The organism is Streptomyces capparidis (assembly GCF_054782095.1).
Genome location: NZ_BAAGTD010000009.1, coordinates 81,706 through 95,073, shown reverse-complemented (window position 1 = coordinate 95,073; position 13,368 = coordinate 81,706). Strand labels below are relative to the sequence as shown.

At 74.5% G+C, this 13,368-nt stretch carries 13 protein-coding genes and 1 tRNA gene; 10 read left to right on the top strand and 4 right to left on the bottom strand.

All coding sequences use genetic code 11. The features are described from left to right. Nucleotides 1-119: 119 nt before the first annotated feature. Complete coding sequence (locus ACYVO2_RS10170) at nt 120-1,067, bottom strand: alpha/beta hydrolase family protein (protein ID WP_461007333.1); 948 nt, start codon at nt 1,065-1,067, stop codon at nt 120-122. Between the two features lie 283 nt (nt 1,068-1,350). Between ACYVO2_RS10170 and ACYVO2_RS10165 the strand changes: the two genes are divergently transcribed. Further along, the gene (locus ACYVO2_RS10165) at nt 1,351-1,740 is read left to right on the top strand and encodes a MerR family transcriptional regulator (RefSeq protein ID WP_461007332.1); all 390 of its coding nucleotides are present in this window, start codon (nt 1,351-1,353) and stop codon (nt 1,738-1,740) included. A gap of 73 nt (nt 1,741-1,813) precedes the next feature. On the opposite strand, the gene ACYVO2_RS10160 is transcribed toward ACYVO2_RS10165, so the two are convergent. Next, nucleotides 1,814-2,551, bottom strand: a complete 738-nt coding sequence (locus ACYVO2_RS10160) for an SDR family NAD(P)-dependent oxidoreductase (RefSeq protein WP_461007331.1) — start codon at nt 2,549-2,551, stop codon at nt 1,814-1,816. 85 nt (nt 2,552-2,636) lie between these two features. Between ACYVO2_RS10160 and ACYVO2_RS10155 the strand changes: the two genes are divergently transcribed. Beyond that, a complete protein-coding gene (locus ACYVO2_RS10155; protein ID WP_461007330.1) occupies nt 2,637-3,269 on the top strand; it encodes a TetR/AcrR family transcriptional regulator in 633 nt (210 codons plus the stop codon). A gap of 193 nt (nt 3,270-3,462) precedes the next feature. Here the strand turns inward: ACYVO2_RS10155 and ACYVO2_RS10150 are convergent, their stop codons facing one another. Further along, nucleotides 3,463-4,020 carry a TetR/AcrR family transcriptional regulator gene (locus tag ACYVO2_RS10150; protein WP_461007329.1) on the bottom strand — a complete coding sequence of 186 codons (558 nt, stop codon included), beginning with the start codon at nt 4,018-4,020 and terminating at the stop codon, nt 3,463-3,465. A gap of 87 nt (nt 4,021-4,107) precedes the next feature. Here ACYVO2_RS10150 and ACYVO2_RS10145 point away from each other — a divergent pair, with 87 nt between their 5' ends. From ACYVO2_RS10145 to ACYVO2_RS10135, 3 genes are all read left to right on the top strand, one after another. Further along, nucleotides 4,108-5,265 carry an FAD-dependent monooxygenase gene (locus ACYVO2_RS10145; protein WP_461007328.1) on the top strand — a complete coding sequence of 386 codons (1,158 nt, stop codon included), beginning with the start codon at nt 4,108-4,110 and terminating at the stop codon, nt 5,263-5,265. A 298-nt stretch (nt 5,266-5,563) separates the two neighbouring features. After that, nucleotides 5,564-5,638: transfer RNA gene (locus ACYVO2_RS10140), tRNA-Met, on the top strand. A gap of 293 nt (nt 5,639-5,931) precedes the next feature. Further along, a complete protein-coding gene (locus ACYVO2_RS10135) occupies nt 5,932-6,936 on the top strand; it encodes an AraC-like ligand-binding domain-containing protein (RefSeq protein WP_461007327.1) in 1,005 nt (334 codons plus the stop codon). A gap of 196 nt (nt 6,937-7,132) precedes the next feature. Here the strand turns inward: ACYVO2_RS10135 and ACYVO2_RS10130 are convergent, their stop codons facing one another. Continuing rightward, nucleotides 7,133-7,525 (bottom strand): hypothetical protein, encoded by a 393-nt coding sequence (locus tag ACYVO2_RS10130; protein WP_461007326.1) that lies wholly within the window; start codon nt 7,523-7,525, stop codon nt 7,133-7,135. A 574-nt stretch (nt 7,526-8,099) separates the two neighbouring features. Between ACYVO2_RS10130 and uppS the strand changes: the two genes are divergently transcribed. The 5 genes from uppS (at nt 8,100) to ACYVO2_RS10105 (ending at nt 13,246) form a co-directional block, all read left to right on the top strand. Next, nucleotides 8,100-9,800 carry a polyprenyl diphosphate synthase gene (uppS, locus tag ACYVO2_RS10125; RefSeq protein ID WP_461007409.1) on the top strand — a complete coding sequence of 567 codons (1,701 nt, stop codon included), beginning with the start codon at nt 8,100-8,102 and terminating at the stop codon, nt 9,798-9,800. A 91-nt stretch (nt 9,801-9,891) separates the two neighbouring features. Continuing rightward, nucleotides 9,892-11,277 carry an aminotransferase class V-fold PLP-dependent enzyme gene (locus ACYVO2_RS10120; protein ID WP_461007325.1) on the top strand — a complete coding sequence of 462 codons (1,386 nt, stop codon included), beginning with the start codon at nt 9,892-9,894 and terminating at the stop codon, nt 11,275-11,277. Nucleotides 11,278-11,406: 129 nt separating this feature from the next. Next, nucleotides 11,407-11,730 (top strand): PadR family transcriptional regulator, encoded by a 324-nt coding sequence (locus ACYVO2_RS10115; RefSeq protein ID WP_461007324.1) that lies wholly within the window; start codon nt 11,407-11,409, stop codon nt 11,728-11,730. 62 nt (nt 11,731-11,792) lie between these two features. Beyond that, nucleotides 11,793-12,131 (top strand): hypothetical protein, encoded by a 339-nt coding sequence (locus ACYVO2_RS10110; protein ID WP_461007323.1) that lies wholly within the window; start codon nt 11,793-11,795, stop codon nt 12,129-12,131. Between the two features lie 23 nt (nt 12,132-12,154). Then, nucleotides 12,155-13,246, top strand: a complete 1,092-nt coding sequence (locus tag ACYVO2_RS10105; protein ID WP_461007322.1) for a serine hydrolase domain-containing protein — start codon at nt 12,155-12,157, stop codon at nt 13,244-13,246. Nucleotides 13,247-13,368: the final 122 nt, after the last annotated feature.

The following is a 13,368-nucleotide window of genomic DNA, read 5'->3' as shown; positions in this document are numbered from 1 at the left end:
CGCCGTGCCGGGGTGCGGTGCCGGGGTGCGGTGCCGGGGTGCGGTGTGCCGCCGGGGCGGCGGCCGGGTCGCCGGTGTCGCCGGCGGGTGACGTGGTGGTGCGGTGTCCTGTTGCTTCGTCACTTGGAATCCAGCCGCCCCAGCGGGTGGGGGTTGTCGGAGAGCGCCTTCCGGGCCGCCGTCCAGCCGGAGCTGTCGACGCCGAGTGCGTGGCGCAGATAGGCGAGGGTGACCTGCTGGACCAGGGCGACGCGGGCGGGGTTCTCATCCGTGGTCTCCGCGGCCCCGTGGCCGGAGACGCCGCCGAGGAAGTGCTCCGCCCCGTACAGGGTGAGCAGGCTCTTGTCGCCGGGGCTGAGGGTGTAGGGGTCGGTGGTCCAGTCCGCGCCCCGGACGGTCAGCGGGAGGTCGTCCGCGTCGCCCGCGACCACGAGGGCCGGGGCGGTCATGTGCGAGAAGTCCGGGCTCCTCAGCCAGGGGAGGTTCTCGGCTGCGAACGGGGTCAGGTGGTCTCCGCCGGCGCCTGCCGTGGCGAGCAGCACGCCCGCCGTGACGCGCGGGTCGGACAGGTCCTCGGCCTCCCCGGTCCGCGGGTCGCGGACGCGCAGGCCCAGCAGGATGCCGGCCGTCTGGCCGCCGAAGGAGTGCCCGGCCGCGGCGACGCGGTCCGGGTCCAGGCGCCCGGCCAGGCCGGGGAGGGCCGCTGCCAGGACGTCGAGGTTGTCGAGGACGCGCTTCATGTCCTCGACGCGCAGCCGCCACAGGTGGGGCCGGCGCGGGTCGTCCGCGGGAAGGCCGAGTGTCCTGGAGTCGAGGTGGGTGGGCTGGATGACGGCGAGGCCGTGGGCGGCCCAGTGGTCGGCCAGCGGGCCGTAGCCGTCCAGGGACGAGCCGAAGCCGTGCGCGAGGAGCACGACCGGCAGGGCGCGCCCGGTCAACGGCGCGGACACGCGCACCCGCAGGTCGGCGCCGCGCCCGGGTGCGGGCAGCACGACCGGCTTGACCGAGACGACCGGGGCGGGGGCGGGCGCGGTGATGAGGGCCGTCGGCGTGTCCGAGGTGGTCATGAGGGGGTGTTTTCCCTTCGGGTCGTGGGTGGCGAGTGCCGGCCCGCGGGTGCGCCGGGTGGCGCCGGGGCCGCGCCGCACCGCCGTGCGCCGACCGGGCAGGCGCCGCGCACCTGCCGCCGTCCCGCGGTGTCGCCGCCCCGGGAGGGGCGGATACGGGCCGGGTACGGGCGGGGCGGGGCCGGTGTCCGCGGGCCGGGTGGCGGCCGGCACGCGTTACGCTAAAACCTGACGTCGACGTCAGGGGCAAGGCGCGTGGTCCCGCGGCACGGGAGGGGACACGATGCGCATCGGTGAGCTCGCCGCCAGGACGGGTGTCAGCGTCCGGGCCCTGCGGTACTACGAGGAGCAGAGGCTGCTCGCCCCGGAACGCAGCGCCAGCGGGCAGCGGCACTATCCGGACAGCGCGGTCGAGCGGGTCCTGCTGGTCCGGCGGCTCTACGCCGCCGGCCTGTCGAGCAGGGCGATCGTCGAACTCATGCCGTGCGTCGTGGACGGCCGGGCCACCCCCAAACTGCTCGCCCGGCTGGCCGTGGAACGCGACCGCATCGACGGCCGCATCGCCGAACTGGCCGATGTCCGCGAGCGGCTCGACTCCGTGATCACCGGCGCCACCGGCAACATGCGCACGGGCCGGCCCTGCCCCCAGCGGTCCGGTGCGGGGAGCCCGTGACGCCGCGCGCCGCGCGAGTGCCGTAACCGGTGCCGCGCGGGGCGGCGGCGCCCCGGGCCCTGTAGGGAGTGGCTCAGATCTGCGCGTAGCCGCCGTCGGCGAGCAGTTCGGCGCCGGTGATGAACGAGGCGGCGTCGGAGGCCAGGAACAGGGCCGCCGCGGCGATCTCCTCGGGTTCGGCCAGCCGGCCCAGGGGCACGTTGGCATCGACGAGCCGCTCGACGTTCGGCCCCGCCGCCGCCATCAGGGCGGGTGTCCTCGTGGGCCCCGGGCTGAGCACGTTGACCCGGAAGCGGCGCTCCCGTGACTGGCGGGCCCAGTTCTGCACCAGGTTGCGCACCGCCGCCTTGGACGCGCTGTAGACCTCGAGTCCCTCGGCGGGGCGCACGCTGTTGCACGAGCCGATGACCACGACCGAGGCGCCCGCCGAGAGCAGCGGCAGGGCCTTTTGGACCGTGAAGAGGGTGCCCTTGACGTTGACGGCCAGGGTCAGGTCGACGTTCTCCTCGGTGTGTGCGCCGAGCGTGGCGTCCGCGACGAGTCCGGCGTTGGCCACCAGCACGTCGATGCGCCCGGCCTGCTCGCGCACCCGGGCGTAGAGCGCGTCCAGATCGGGCAGCGCCGTGAGGTCGGCCCGTACGCCGGTGGCCGCAGGGCCGATCTCCCGCACCGCCGCTTCCAGGCGGTCCGTGTCGCGGCCGGTCAGGAAGACCCGCGCGCCTTCCCGGGCGAAGCGGTGGGCGATGGCCAGCCCGATCCCGCTGGTCCCTCCCGTGATCACTGCCACCTTTTCCCGCAGTACACCTGACATGGCGAGGCCCTCTCCAATTATGGAATCGATCGTCCAGAACCCTTTCAGTTATGGACGATCGAGTCAAGAACGATAGGCTGGCACCGTGCCGCGACCACGCAAATTCGACGAACGCCGCGTCCTCGAGCTGGCCCGGGAGCGGTTCTGGGCGACCGGTTACGCGGGCACGCGGATGGACGAGATCGCCGAGGCGACCGGCCTCGGCAAGGGCAGCCTCTACGGCGCCTTCGGCGACAAGGGCGCCCTGTTCCACCGGGTGTTCGACGAGTGGTGCACCGCGATCGTCGAGCTGGCCGAGCAGCGACTGGCCGGCGGCCCGGACGAGGAGGCCTTCGCCCGGCTGTCCGCGTACGTGCGGTTCGTCACGGCGGCCACCGCCGCCGACACCGAGCGCCGCGGGTGCCTGCTGGCCAAGGGAACGGCCGAGCTGGCCCAGCACGACCCGACGGTCGCCGGCCGGGCCGCCGAGACCGTGACGGCACTGCTGAAGCTGCTGCGCACGGAGATCGCCGCCGCTCAGCGCAACGGCGACATCGACGGCGACGCGGACCCGGAGCGGCTGGCGGCGCTCCTGCTGGCGGTGCTCCGCGGCGTCGAGGCGGTGGGCAAAGCCGGACTGGACCCGCAGACCCTGCGGGGCATCGCCGACACCGCGCTGGCGGTCCTGCCCCGACCCGCGGGGCAGGACCGCCAAGGCCCGCGGGAAGACCCGCACTGAGCGATCCCCCCGGACGCCGCGGCCGACCGGGCCGGCCGCGACGTCCGGGGGACCCGCCGGTCCGGCACTCCTGCGCTCACCCGGCCTGCCCGGCCCACACGCCCGAGCCCAGCCGTCCCGGCCCCGGACGCCCGCCCGGCTCCAAGGACCGGCACCCCGCCGCCCGTCACGTCGTGGGCGAAACCGGTGTGGGCTATCGGAGCGCCGCAGCCACCAGCCCGCGGATCTCCTGGTCCGACACGGTTCCGCCCCCCACCAGGCGGTCGAAGACCAGTCCGTCCACACAGGTGAGCAGCGTGACGGTACGGTCCTCGGCGTCCGCGACGCCTTGCGCGGCCAGGAAGTCGCGCACGGCTTGTCGGGCCGCGTTCCGGCGCGGCACGAGGATCTCCCGCAGCTCGGGGTGGCGCACACTCTCGATGGCGCACGCGTAGCGCGCCAGGGAGCGTCGCCGCCCCTCCCCCGTGAGCCGTCGCTCGACGAAGGCGGCGATCCCGGCCACCAGTTCCTCGGCACTCCGCGGCACCGGCGCCTGATCCCCAACCGCCTGGAGTTCCGCCTGGTCAAGAGCGACGAGGCGCCGCACCAGTGCGGTGAGCAGCGCCTGGCGGGTGCGGTAGTAGGCGGACGTGGTGCCGGGTGGCAGGTCTGCCGCCCGGTCCACGGCGCGATGGGTCAGTCCCCGGATTCCGGCCTCGGCGAGCACGCCGATGGCCGCGTCGGCGAGGACGGTGCGTCGGTCTGTGGGCATCCCCCTTTTCTACACCTGTAGAGGAGCGGGGTACTCTCCTTCTACACCTGTAGAAGGAACAGGGCGGGGCGGGCGAGGGAGGGCCGTATGGGTGGCAGCGCGGTGGTGGTGGGCGGAGGCATCGGCGGGCTGGCCGCCGCGATCGGTCTGCGTCTGATCGGCTGGGAGGTGACGGTCGCCGAACGCGCCCCCGTCCTCGCCGACGTGGGTGCGGGCATCTCCCTGCACGCCAGCGGCGTCCTTGCCCTGGACGTCCTCGGCGTCGGCGAGGCGGTGCGCGCGGCGGCGCGGCCGCAGTACACCGGAGGGACCCGTGTCCCTGGTGGCGCCTGGCTGGCCCGGATGGACGGGACCGCTCTCGAGCGCGAGCTGGGCACGCCGATCGTCGGTATCCCCCGGGCCGTGCTGCACCACCTGCTGCGCGCGGCACTGCCGTCCGAGTGCCTGGTGGTCGGGGCCGAGGTGACGTCCGTCGACCGCTCCGACCCCAGCCGGGTCCGGCTGCCGCTCGGGAACGCCACCCTCGAGGCGGATCTGGTCGTGGCCGCCGACGGAGTGGGCAGCCGGCTGCGCGCCCGTCTGTTCCCTCGGCACCCCGGCCCGGCCTACAGCGGGTCGACCGTGTTGCGCGCCATCACCGAGCGCCCGGTGGAGTTGGCCACCGACTTCGAGCTGACCTGGGGGAAGGGCGCCGAGTTCGGCCACATCGCGTTCGCCGACGGCCGGGCGGAGTGGCACGCGGTGCTCAACTCACCGCCAGGGGTGGGGCACGCGGACGCCCTCGCCGCGATGCGCCGCCGCTTCGGCGACTGGCACGATCCGATCCCCGAGCTGCTGGGCGCCACCCGGTCCGACGCCGTCCTCCACCACGACATCCACGAACTGGTGACGCCCTTGCCCTCCTTCACCGCGGGCCGGGTCGCGCTGCTCGGTGACGCGGCACACGCCATGACCCCGAACCTCGGCCAGGGCGCCTGCCAGGCACTGGAGGACGCGGTCGTGCTGGCCGCGGCACTCGCCGCCGAGCCCACCGTCGAATCGGCGCTGGCCCGTTACGACGCCGAGCGCCGCCCGCGCAGCCAGTCCGTCGCACGCGCCGCCCGTCAGGCCGGCCGGATGGGTCAACAACTGACCCACCCGCTGGCCGTCGCCGTGCGCAACACCACTCTCCGGCTGGCCCCCTCCCGCGCGACGGTCCGCACCATCCTGCGGCATGCCGAATGGACACCGCCGGACTTGGGCTGACGGCACCGGACCCGCTCCACGGCCGGTCAGGGGCGCTCTTCGAGGGTCCCTTCGCGATGACCCGCGGTTCCTGACGGGCCGTGATGCCCCGGGCTCGGCCGGCTGACAGGCGGGCCCGCAGTGCGGACGGGCGACGCGGGGCGGCCACGGGCGCGGACGTACGGCCCGGCCGGGCGTGGGCGGCACGGCGGCGGCAGCCCGAAGGGCAGCCCAGGAGGTGGCGTCTCGCGGGGCCACGGCGCCGGCTGCGGGAAATCCCAACCCGAGCCTTGCGGGTGGCGTATGCTGGGAACACCGACGCGGGGTGGAGCAGCTCGGTAGCTCGCTGGGCTCATAACCCAGAGGTCGCGTGGTTCGAATCCCGCCCCCGCTACGAAGATCCGGCTCCCTTCCCGACATCGTCGGAAAGGGAGCCGGAGTCGTTTCGCCCGCACGCCGGCCCTGTCACGGGCGCCGGGCACGCGCCCGGTCGGCCCGCACCGTGACCCGGCCCCTGTGCGGAGAGGCGTCCCGGGCCGGGCCTCCGCCCCAGCGGATCCGGGGACCGCTGCCGGATTCGGCCTCCGCACCCGTGAACTGGCCGAAGGTCCGCTGGACTGTGTCCCGCCCCGCGTGCCATGTTCGAAGGCTGTAGGAGTCAGCGGGGGGCGAGGACTCGGCGTGTTGGTGACGGAGTTCGATTCGGAGGCCGTGGTCCCGGCGGAGCGGTTCGGGGCGTACAAGGAGCTCGCCGACAGATCCCACATGCCCCACGGGCGGAGCAGCGCGGACCGGGACGACTTCCGCGCGCGGATGCGCCTGCTGTCCCTGGGGGACGTGCAGATCTCCGGGCTGGCCAATCCGCATCTGCGGGTGGTGCGCACCTCCAGGCTGGTGCGGCAGGGCGACCCGGAGGTGTACAACGTGCTCTGCCTGCTGTCGGGCAGGGGCCGCCATGCCCAGGCCGGGCGGGAGGCCGAGATCCGGGCGGGGCAGTTCGTCGTCGTGGACAGCAGCCGTCCCATGGCCGCGGAACTGCACACCCCCGCGGGCGACTGGTCGTGGATCATCGCCCGCCTGCCCCGCGTCCTGGTGCCGCTGCCCGACACGGCGGTGCGGCGTCTGCTCGGCGTGTCGATCCCGGGGCACGGAGGGATGGCCGGCGTGCTCCGCGGCTGGCTGACCGACCTGCACTCCCGCGCCCACGAACTCGCCCCGACCACGGCGCGGAGCCTGGCGTCGATCACCACCGACCTGGTCACCGCCACCCTCGCCCGGCATCTGGAGGCCGAGGACGGCGCCACCGCCGAAGCGCACAGGCGCACCCTGTGGCTGCGCGTCCACGTCTTCATCGACCAGCACCTGGGCGACCCCGGTCTCACCCCCGAGGCCATCGCCGCCGCTCACGGCATCTCCACCCGCCACCTGCACCGGCTGTTCCCCGAGCACGACCGCACCGTGGCCGCCTGGATCCGCCACCGACGCCTGGAGCGCTGCCGCAACGACCTCGCCGACCCCGCGCTGCGCGGCCGCTCCATCCAGGCCGTCGCCGCCCGCTGGGGGTTCGCCGCCCCCGCCCACTTCAGCCGCGCCTTCCGCGCCGCGTACGGCGTCTCGCCCCGGGAGCACCGCGACACCGCCCGGACCGGCGCCGCCCAGGACCGGCCGGACCCGGCGGGCCCGGGGGGCTGACGCCGGTCCCTGTACCGAGACCCGGCAGGCGGCGCTCGGGTCGGCTCGCGGCGCGGGAGACCGCCGGCCAGGTCCGGGAGCCGTTGCCCCGGATGGTGAGGCCCCAGTTGTTGCCACCGCCGTCGGGGGCCACGGCCCGGACAGTGCGCGGCGGGGCACCCTGTCGGCCGGCGGTTCCCGCCGCGCACCGCTTGGGTCAGGCGGTCATGTACGCGATTCCGCAGTCGGTGAGGAAGCCGGAGGCGCCGTCACGCCTGCACACCTCGATCGACAGGCGGTCGCCCGGCTCGTACGCGCCCCACGCCGTGCCGTGGCCGGGAGTGCCGTTGGCGCCGTTGGCGTCCTCGCCCGACACGATCTGGCGCCCGTCCAGGTCCTCGTTCCACACGTAGGCCACGACCCTGCGTCCGTCCGCGCGGGTGTCCTGGACGATCAGCTCCCTCGTGGAGGAGTTGAACTTCGCGTACCCGTAGGAGCTGGGGCTGGTGTAGCCGGTGCCGGTGGCCGCCTGGGCGGTGCCCTGCGCCGTCATGCCGAGGGCGAGCGCGAGCCCGCCGACCACCATCGCCGACCGCTTGAGCTGTTTCATTCTTCCCCCTGTGATCCTTACCGCCGACACGCCGAGTGTCGGCGGAAGGTGGATGTCGGACGACAACGACTCTGCACGGCGGACCTGGGGGGAACCTTCGCGGAACCTGCAATCGTCTGGTGGGCGTCAGTCACCGACGGTCCGGATGGCGGTGCTCCCGGCACAGCGCACCACCTGGGAAGCGTGAGCCCGGGCGGCGTGGAGCGCTTGGAGCCGTTCGGCATCCGGTCCGCCGCCGGCGCGACAAGAAGCGGTGCAGCCCTGACCCAATTGGGAATTGACGTTCGATTGGTGATTCGATATTCGCACAGGCGTACGCGATCTTCACATGGCAGCTTGATGTGTGGCAAGCCTGTCGAGATGCATATCACATGAAAGAATTCCGATTTCGATAACACCTTCCGCGGGAAACCTCTCAGCGCGGGAGAGGGAGTGTCCGCAGGCCACAGACCCATCGGCGCAAGGGGGGACGGTGTCATCGGACATATTCGGCGACGCCCCGGCGGAGGTTCGGGCCGCCTATCGCGTCTGCCGTCGGCTGGTGCGGGTGGCGCACCCGGAGGAGTTCGCGCTCATGCAATTGATGCCGCCGCCGTTGCGGGCGGCGGGCTGGGCGCTCTATGCGGCGTTCCACACGGCGGACGAGCTGATCGATGTCGGCGAGGGCACGGCGGCGGAGCGAGCCGCGCGGCTGGCGGTGTGGACGGGTGCGCTGCGGGCGGAGGTCGAGGCGGGGGCGAGCGGGGACCCGGTGCGGTGCGCGGTGGTGGACACGGTGCTGCGCTGGGGGATCGACCCGGCCGAGCTCGAGCTGTCGTGGGCGGCGCTGGCCAGGGACGCGGCCGGGGTGCGGCCGCGGACGTGGCAGGAGTGGAGCAGGCGGGCCCAGGACCAGAACACCAGTTGGCTCGAGCAGGGGCTGCTCCTGCTGGAACGCGCGGGCATGCCCTCCCCGGTGCGGCTGGGGCAGTTGGCCGGCTTTCCCCGGTTCCTCGACGGTCTGTATCTCACCGACACGCTCGCCGATCTGGCCCACGACCTGGACCGCGGCACGGTGGTCCTGCCCGCCGAGGTGCTCGACGCCCACCCGGGCGCCGAGGCCGGTCTGGCGGCCCGGCGCTGGACGCCCGCCGTGCGGGACCTGCTCGCCCATCTGCTGGAGCGGGCGCGGCGGTGGCTGCGGGCCGGCCCCGGCGAGCTGGCGCCGCGCCTGCACCCGGCGGCGGAGATACTGCTGGACGCTGTCGTCGCCTTGTTCCTGGCCCGGCTCGACGCGGTGGACCGCGCCGGGAAGGCGGTGCTGCACCGTCCGTCCCGTCCCGGTCCGGTGACCCGGCGGCGGGTGCTCGGCCCGGCCCGTGCCCGGACCGCACTGCTGTGGCACCTGGTGCGGGTGCCGGACGCTCCCCCGGTCGTCGCCGCCCCGGCCCCGCCGGCCCCGCCGGTCCGGCCGGTCCGGCCGGCGTCCGCGCCGCCGCGCCCCGTCCCGCCGCACCCCAGCGGCGCCCGGCCCCCGGACCTGCCGCCGGGGGCCGCGCCGCGGCATGTCGCGATCATCATGGACGGCAACGGGCGGTGGGCCGCCGCGCGCGGCCTGCGGCGCGACGAAGGGCACCGGGCGGGCGCGGAGGCGCTGCTCGAGGTGGTGTTCGGAGCCCTGGAAGCCGGGCTGCCGCACCTGACCGTCTACGCGTTCTCCACCGAGAACTGGCGGCGCCCCCCGGAGGAGATCCACCGCCTGGTGCGGCTGACCGAGCAGCAGGTGCACGACGACCGTCTGCGCGGCCACGACGTGCGACTGCGCTGGATCGGCGACGAGCAGGGCCTGTCGGTGCAGCAGGTCCGGGCCGTGGACATGGCCGAGCACGCCACCCGCGGCCGCCGCGGCCTCACCCTCAACGTCTGTCTGAACTACGGCGGCCGCACCGAGCTCACCCGCGCCGCCGGGGCCATCGCGCACTCCGCGCTCGCCGGCGATCTCGACCCGGCCCGCCTGTCCCCGCGCGACCTCGCCCGCCATCTGCCCTACCCCGCGCTGCCGGACGTGGACCTGCTGTGGCGCACCGGTGGCGAGCACCGGCTGTCCAACTTCCTGCCCTGGCACACGGCCTACGCCGAGCTGCACTTCACCGACACCCTGTGGCCCGATGTGGACCGCCGGGACCTGTGGCAGGCCATGACCGCCTACGCCCGGCGCTGCCGCCGCTACGGCGCCGCCCCCGCCACCGACCCCGCACCGCCCCGCCTGCCCGCACCCCGGAGCGAGCCCGCATGACCGGGCCGCTCGCGTACTCGGCGCGGGCCGCGGGTGGGCGGCGGCGCCCGGCCTCCTCCATTCGCGGGTGCGGGGCAGTTACCGTGGGCACATGCCCGACTCTGCCGCGATGGCCGCACTGCGCACCACCGAGTACGGCTACCTGGACGAGAACGCGCACGTCTACCTGGACCACACCGGCGCCGGACTGCCCGCCAGACGCCAACTGCGCGCCCACGCCGAACGAATAACCCGCACCGCCTTCGGCAACCCGCACTCGGAGAGCCCCGCGGCGGCGGCCTCGGACGCCCTGGTGGCCAGCGCCAGGCGAGCCGTGCTGCGGTATCTGAACGCCGACCCGGACGAGTACGCCGTCGTCTTCACTCCCAACGCCACCGGGGCCGTGCGCCTGGTCGGGGAGGCGTACCCGTTCACCGGGCGCAGCGGCCTGGTGCTCACCGCGGACAACCACAACTCCGTCAACGGCCTGCGCGAGTACGCCAGGTCGCGCGGGGCCGGCACCACCTATGTGCCGCTGGACGGGCCGGAGCTGAGGACCACCGGCGACGCGGTCGGGCACGCCCTCGCCACCGGGCGCGGCGACGGCGGACTGTTCGCGTTTCCCGCGCAGAGCAACTTCACCGGGGTGCAGCACCCGCTGGAGTGGATCGGGCGCGCCCGGGCCCTGGGCTGGGACGTGCTGCTCGACGCCGCGGCGTTCGTGCCCGCGAACCGGCTGGACCTGGGTGCGGTGCGGCCCGACTTCGTCGCGGTGAGCTGGTACAAGGTCTTCGGTTACCCCACCGGCATCGGGGCGCTCGTGGCCCGCCGCGAAGCCCTCCGCCGGCTGCGGCGCCCCTGGTTCTCCGGTGGGACGATCCAGGTCGCCAGCGCGGCGGGCGGGTGGCACCGCCTGGCCGACGACGAGACCGCCTTCGAGGACGGCACGCTGGACTTCCTGTCCATCCCGGACGTCGAGGTGGGCCTGGACTGGGTCGGCTCGGTCGGCGTCGACGCCGTCCACGACCACGTCGCCGGTCTGACCCGCCGCCTCCTCGACGGCCTGCGTGCCCTGACGCACTCCAACGGCGAGCCCATGGCCCGCGTGTACGGCCCCCTCGGCACGGACATGCGCGGCGGGACCGTCAGTTTCAACTTCCTCGACCCGCGGGGCCGGGTCGTCGACGAGCGCGCCGTCGGCCGTGACAGCGCCGCCCGCGGCATCTCGTTACGCACCGGCTGCTTCTGCAACCCGGGCGCCGGCGAGGCGGTCTTCACCCTCGACCCGTCGGCGCTGAGTGGCCTGCGGCCCACCGCCACCGGGACCGTGGACGACTATCTGGCCGGCCTGGGCATGCCCTCCGGCGGCGCCGTCCGCGTCTCCACCGGCCTGCCCTCCAACCAGGCCGACGTCGACGCGTTCCTCGGGTTCGCCGCCGACACCTACCGCGACCGCGTCCCGGAACTCGACGGCCTCAGCCCTCGGCTGCGCTGCTGAGGCCGAGGCCGCGCGGCCCTGGGCCCAACCAGGGGGCAGGCGACGTCGGGTGGGGCCTCCCGCCCTGTGCGCGGGCGGACTTGTACAACGGCTCGCGATGCATCGGGGCGCGATGTATCGTCGCGTGTCATGAGTGAACAGATGCTGTTCATCCTGGCGGCCCTCGTCGGCGGGGAGGGTCACGGGTACGGGATCGCCCGTGAGGTCGAGGCGCTCTCCGGGGGACGGGTCCGGCTCACCGCCGGCACGTTGTACGGGGCCCTGACCCGGCTGGGCCAGGACGAGCTGGTCGAGCACACCGGGGACCGGGTGGTCGACGGGCGACGGCGGCGCTACTACCGGCTGACGGCCGCGGGTGAGGCCGCCCTGGAGGCCGAGGTGGCGCGGCTGCGGGCCACGGCGGCGGCCGTGGACCGGCGGCTCGCCTCGCGCGGACGCCTGGGGCCGGCGTGAGGAGCCGGGTGCTGGAGTGGTGCCTGCTCGCCTATCCCCGTGACCGCAGGAGAGCCGACGGCGTGGTGCTGCGGGACCTCGCGCTCGATCTCGCCGCCTCCCACGGGGTCGCGCGCGAGGCCGTGTCGCTCGTGCGGGGCGGCGCCGCGGAGCGGATCGCGTCGTCGTCGGGCCGTCGCCGCGCGGTGGTCGTCGCTCTCTCCGCCGGCGTGATCGCCGCCGCCGTCCTGCCGGCCGTCGGCGGGCAGACGCGGGTGGAGGTGGAGCGGTACGCGTGCACCGGACACGCCTGCGGCGACACCGCGCGGATCGTCGCCCAGCACGAACGCGACGGCTGGGAATGCCGTCCGACGCGGCCGCTCGGGGGCCGGGAGGCGGGTTGGCGATGTTCTCTGGGATGAGAGCGGCCGCACGACGCCGACCGGTGACCGCGGTGACCTCGGTGCTCGTGCTGGTGGCCTGGTTCGCCGTCGGCTGCGGGTCCGGCGGTGGCGGGCGCGGCGCGATCGAGGAGTTCCTCGACGGCGAACTGCCCCGAGGATCCAGCGGCACCCTGATCGCGGCGCGCGGCGGCGAGCTGGAGGTCTGCCGCGGCTGGGGGGCGAGCGACCGCGAGGGCGACGTCGACGCGGGTTGCGACACGGTCTACGACATCGGGTCGGTCACCAAGCAGTTCACGGCCGCCGCGGTCGTCAAACTCCAGGCGCAGGGCCGGTTGAGGACGTCCGACACGATCGGCGAGCACCTGCGCGGCGTCCCCGGTGACAAGCGGGGCATCACGGTCGGGCACCTGCTGACCCACACCTCGGGCCTGCTCGACAGCCTGGGGGACGACTACGAACCGCTGTCCCGCGCCGAGTTTCTCGACGAGGCGCTGGCCTCCGATCTCCTGGCCGCGCCGGGCGAGGAGTACCGCTACTCGAACGTCGGCTACAGCCTGCTCGCCGCCATCGTCGAGGAGGTGTCCGGCGAGGACTACGAGAGCTACCTCGCCGAGCACCTGTTCCGGCCCGCCGGCATGCGTCTCACCGGCTACGTCCTCCCGGACTGGGACGACGGCGAGATCGCCGTCGAGTACTCCGCGGCAGGCGATCCCCGGGGCACGCCCCTCGACCACCCGTGGGCCGACGACGGCCCGTACTGGAACCTGCGCGGCAACGGCGGCATGCTCTCGACGGCGCGCGACATGTACCGCTGGCACCTCGCGCTCGACGGCGACCGCGTCCTGGACCCCGCCGCGAAACGCGAGCTGTTCGAGCCCCGTGTGCGCGAGGCGCCCGACGAGACGTACTACGCGTACGGCTGGGTGGTCACCGCCCCGGACGGTTCGGGGATCCTCTGGCACAACGGCGGCAACGACCTCTCGTACGCCGAGATCGCCCGCGAGCCGAACGGTTCGGGGTTCGTCTTCTGGGTCACCAACCGAGTTCGGAGCACCGCGGGCGACTGGGATTTCGAGGAGACGGGCGCGGGCATCACCGAAGGCGTGATGGAACGGCTCCACGACAGCCGCTGACCGGCGGGGGTGGTGGTGCGGAGGTCACCCGGAGGGCGCTGCACGCCAGGACGAGGCGGCCCGGGCGCCGAATGCCGCCCTCCGCACCGACCACCCCCCAAGTGGCGGCTCTGGCCTTTGTT

Bases quoted from the DNA above. Each gene is read 5' to 3' on its own strand.
- ACYVO2_RS10120 (WP_461007325.1), top strand. From the start codon at position 9,892: ATGCCCGACTCTGCCGCGATGGCCGCACTGCGCACCACCGAGTACGGC.
- ACYVO2_RS10165 (WP_461007332.1), top strand. From the start codon at position 1,351: ATGCGCATCGGTGAGCTCGCCGCCAGGACGGGTGTCAGCGTCCGGGCC.
- ACYVO2_RS10160 (WP_461007331.1), bottom strand. From the start codon at position 2,551: ATGTCAGGTGTACTGCGGGAAAAGGTGGCAGTGATCACGGGAGGGACC.
- ACYVO2_RS10170 (WP_461007333.1), bottom strand. From the start codon at position 1,067: ATGACCACCTCGGACACGCCGACGGCCCTCATCACCGCGCCCGCCCCC.
- ACYVO2_RS10115 (WP_461007324.1), top strand. From the start codon at position 11,407: ATGAGTGAACAGATGCTGTTCATCCTGGCGGCCCTCGTCGGCGGGGAG.
- ACYVO2_RS10150 (WP_461007329.1), bottom strand. From the start codon at position 4,020: ATGCCCACAGACCGACGCACCGTCCTCGCCGACGCGGCCATCGGCGTG.
- uppS (WP_461007409.1), top strand. From the start codon at position 8,100: ATGCAATTGATGCCGCCGCCGTTGCGGGCGGCGGGCTGGGCGCTCTAT.
- ACYVO2_RS10145 (WP_461007328.1), top strand. From the start codon at position 4,108: ATGGGTGGCAGCGCGGTGGTGGTGGGCGGAGGCATCGGCGGGCTGGCC.
- ACYVO2_RS10130 (WP_461007326.1), bottom strand. From the start codon at position 7,525: ATGAAACAGCTCAAGCGGTCGGCGATGGTGGTCGGCGGGCTCGCGCTC.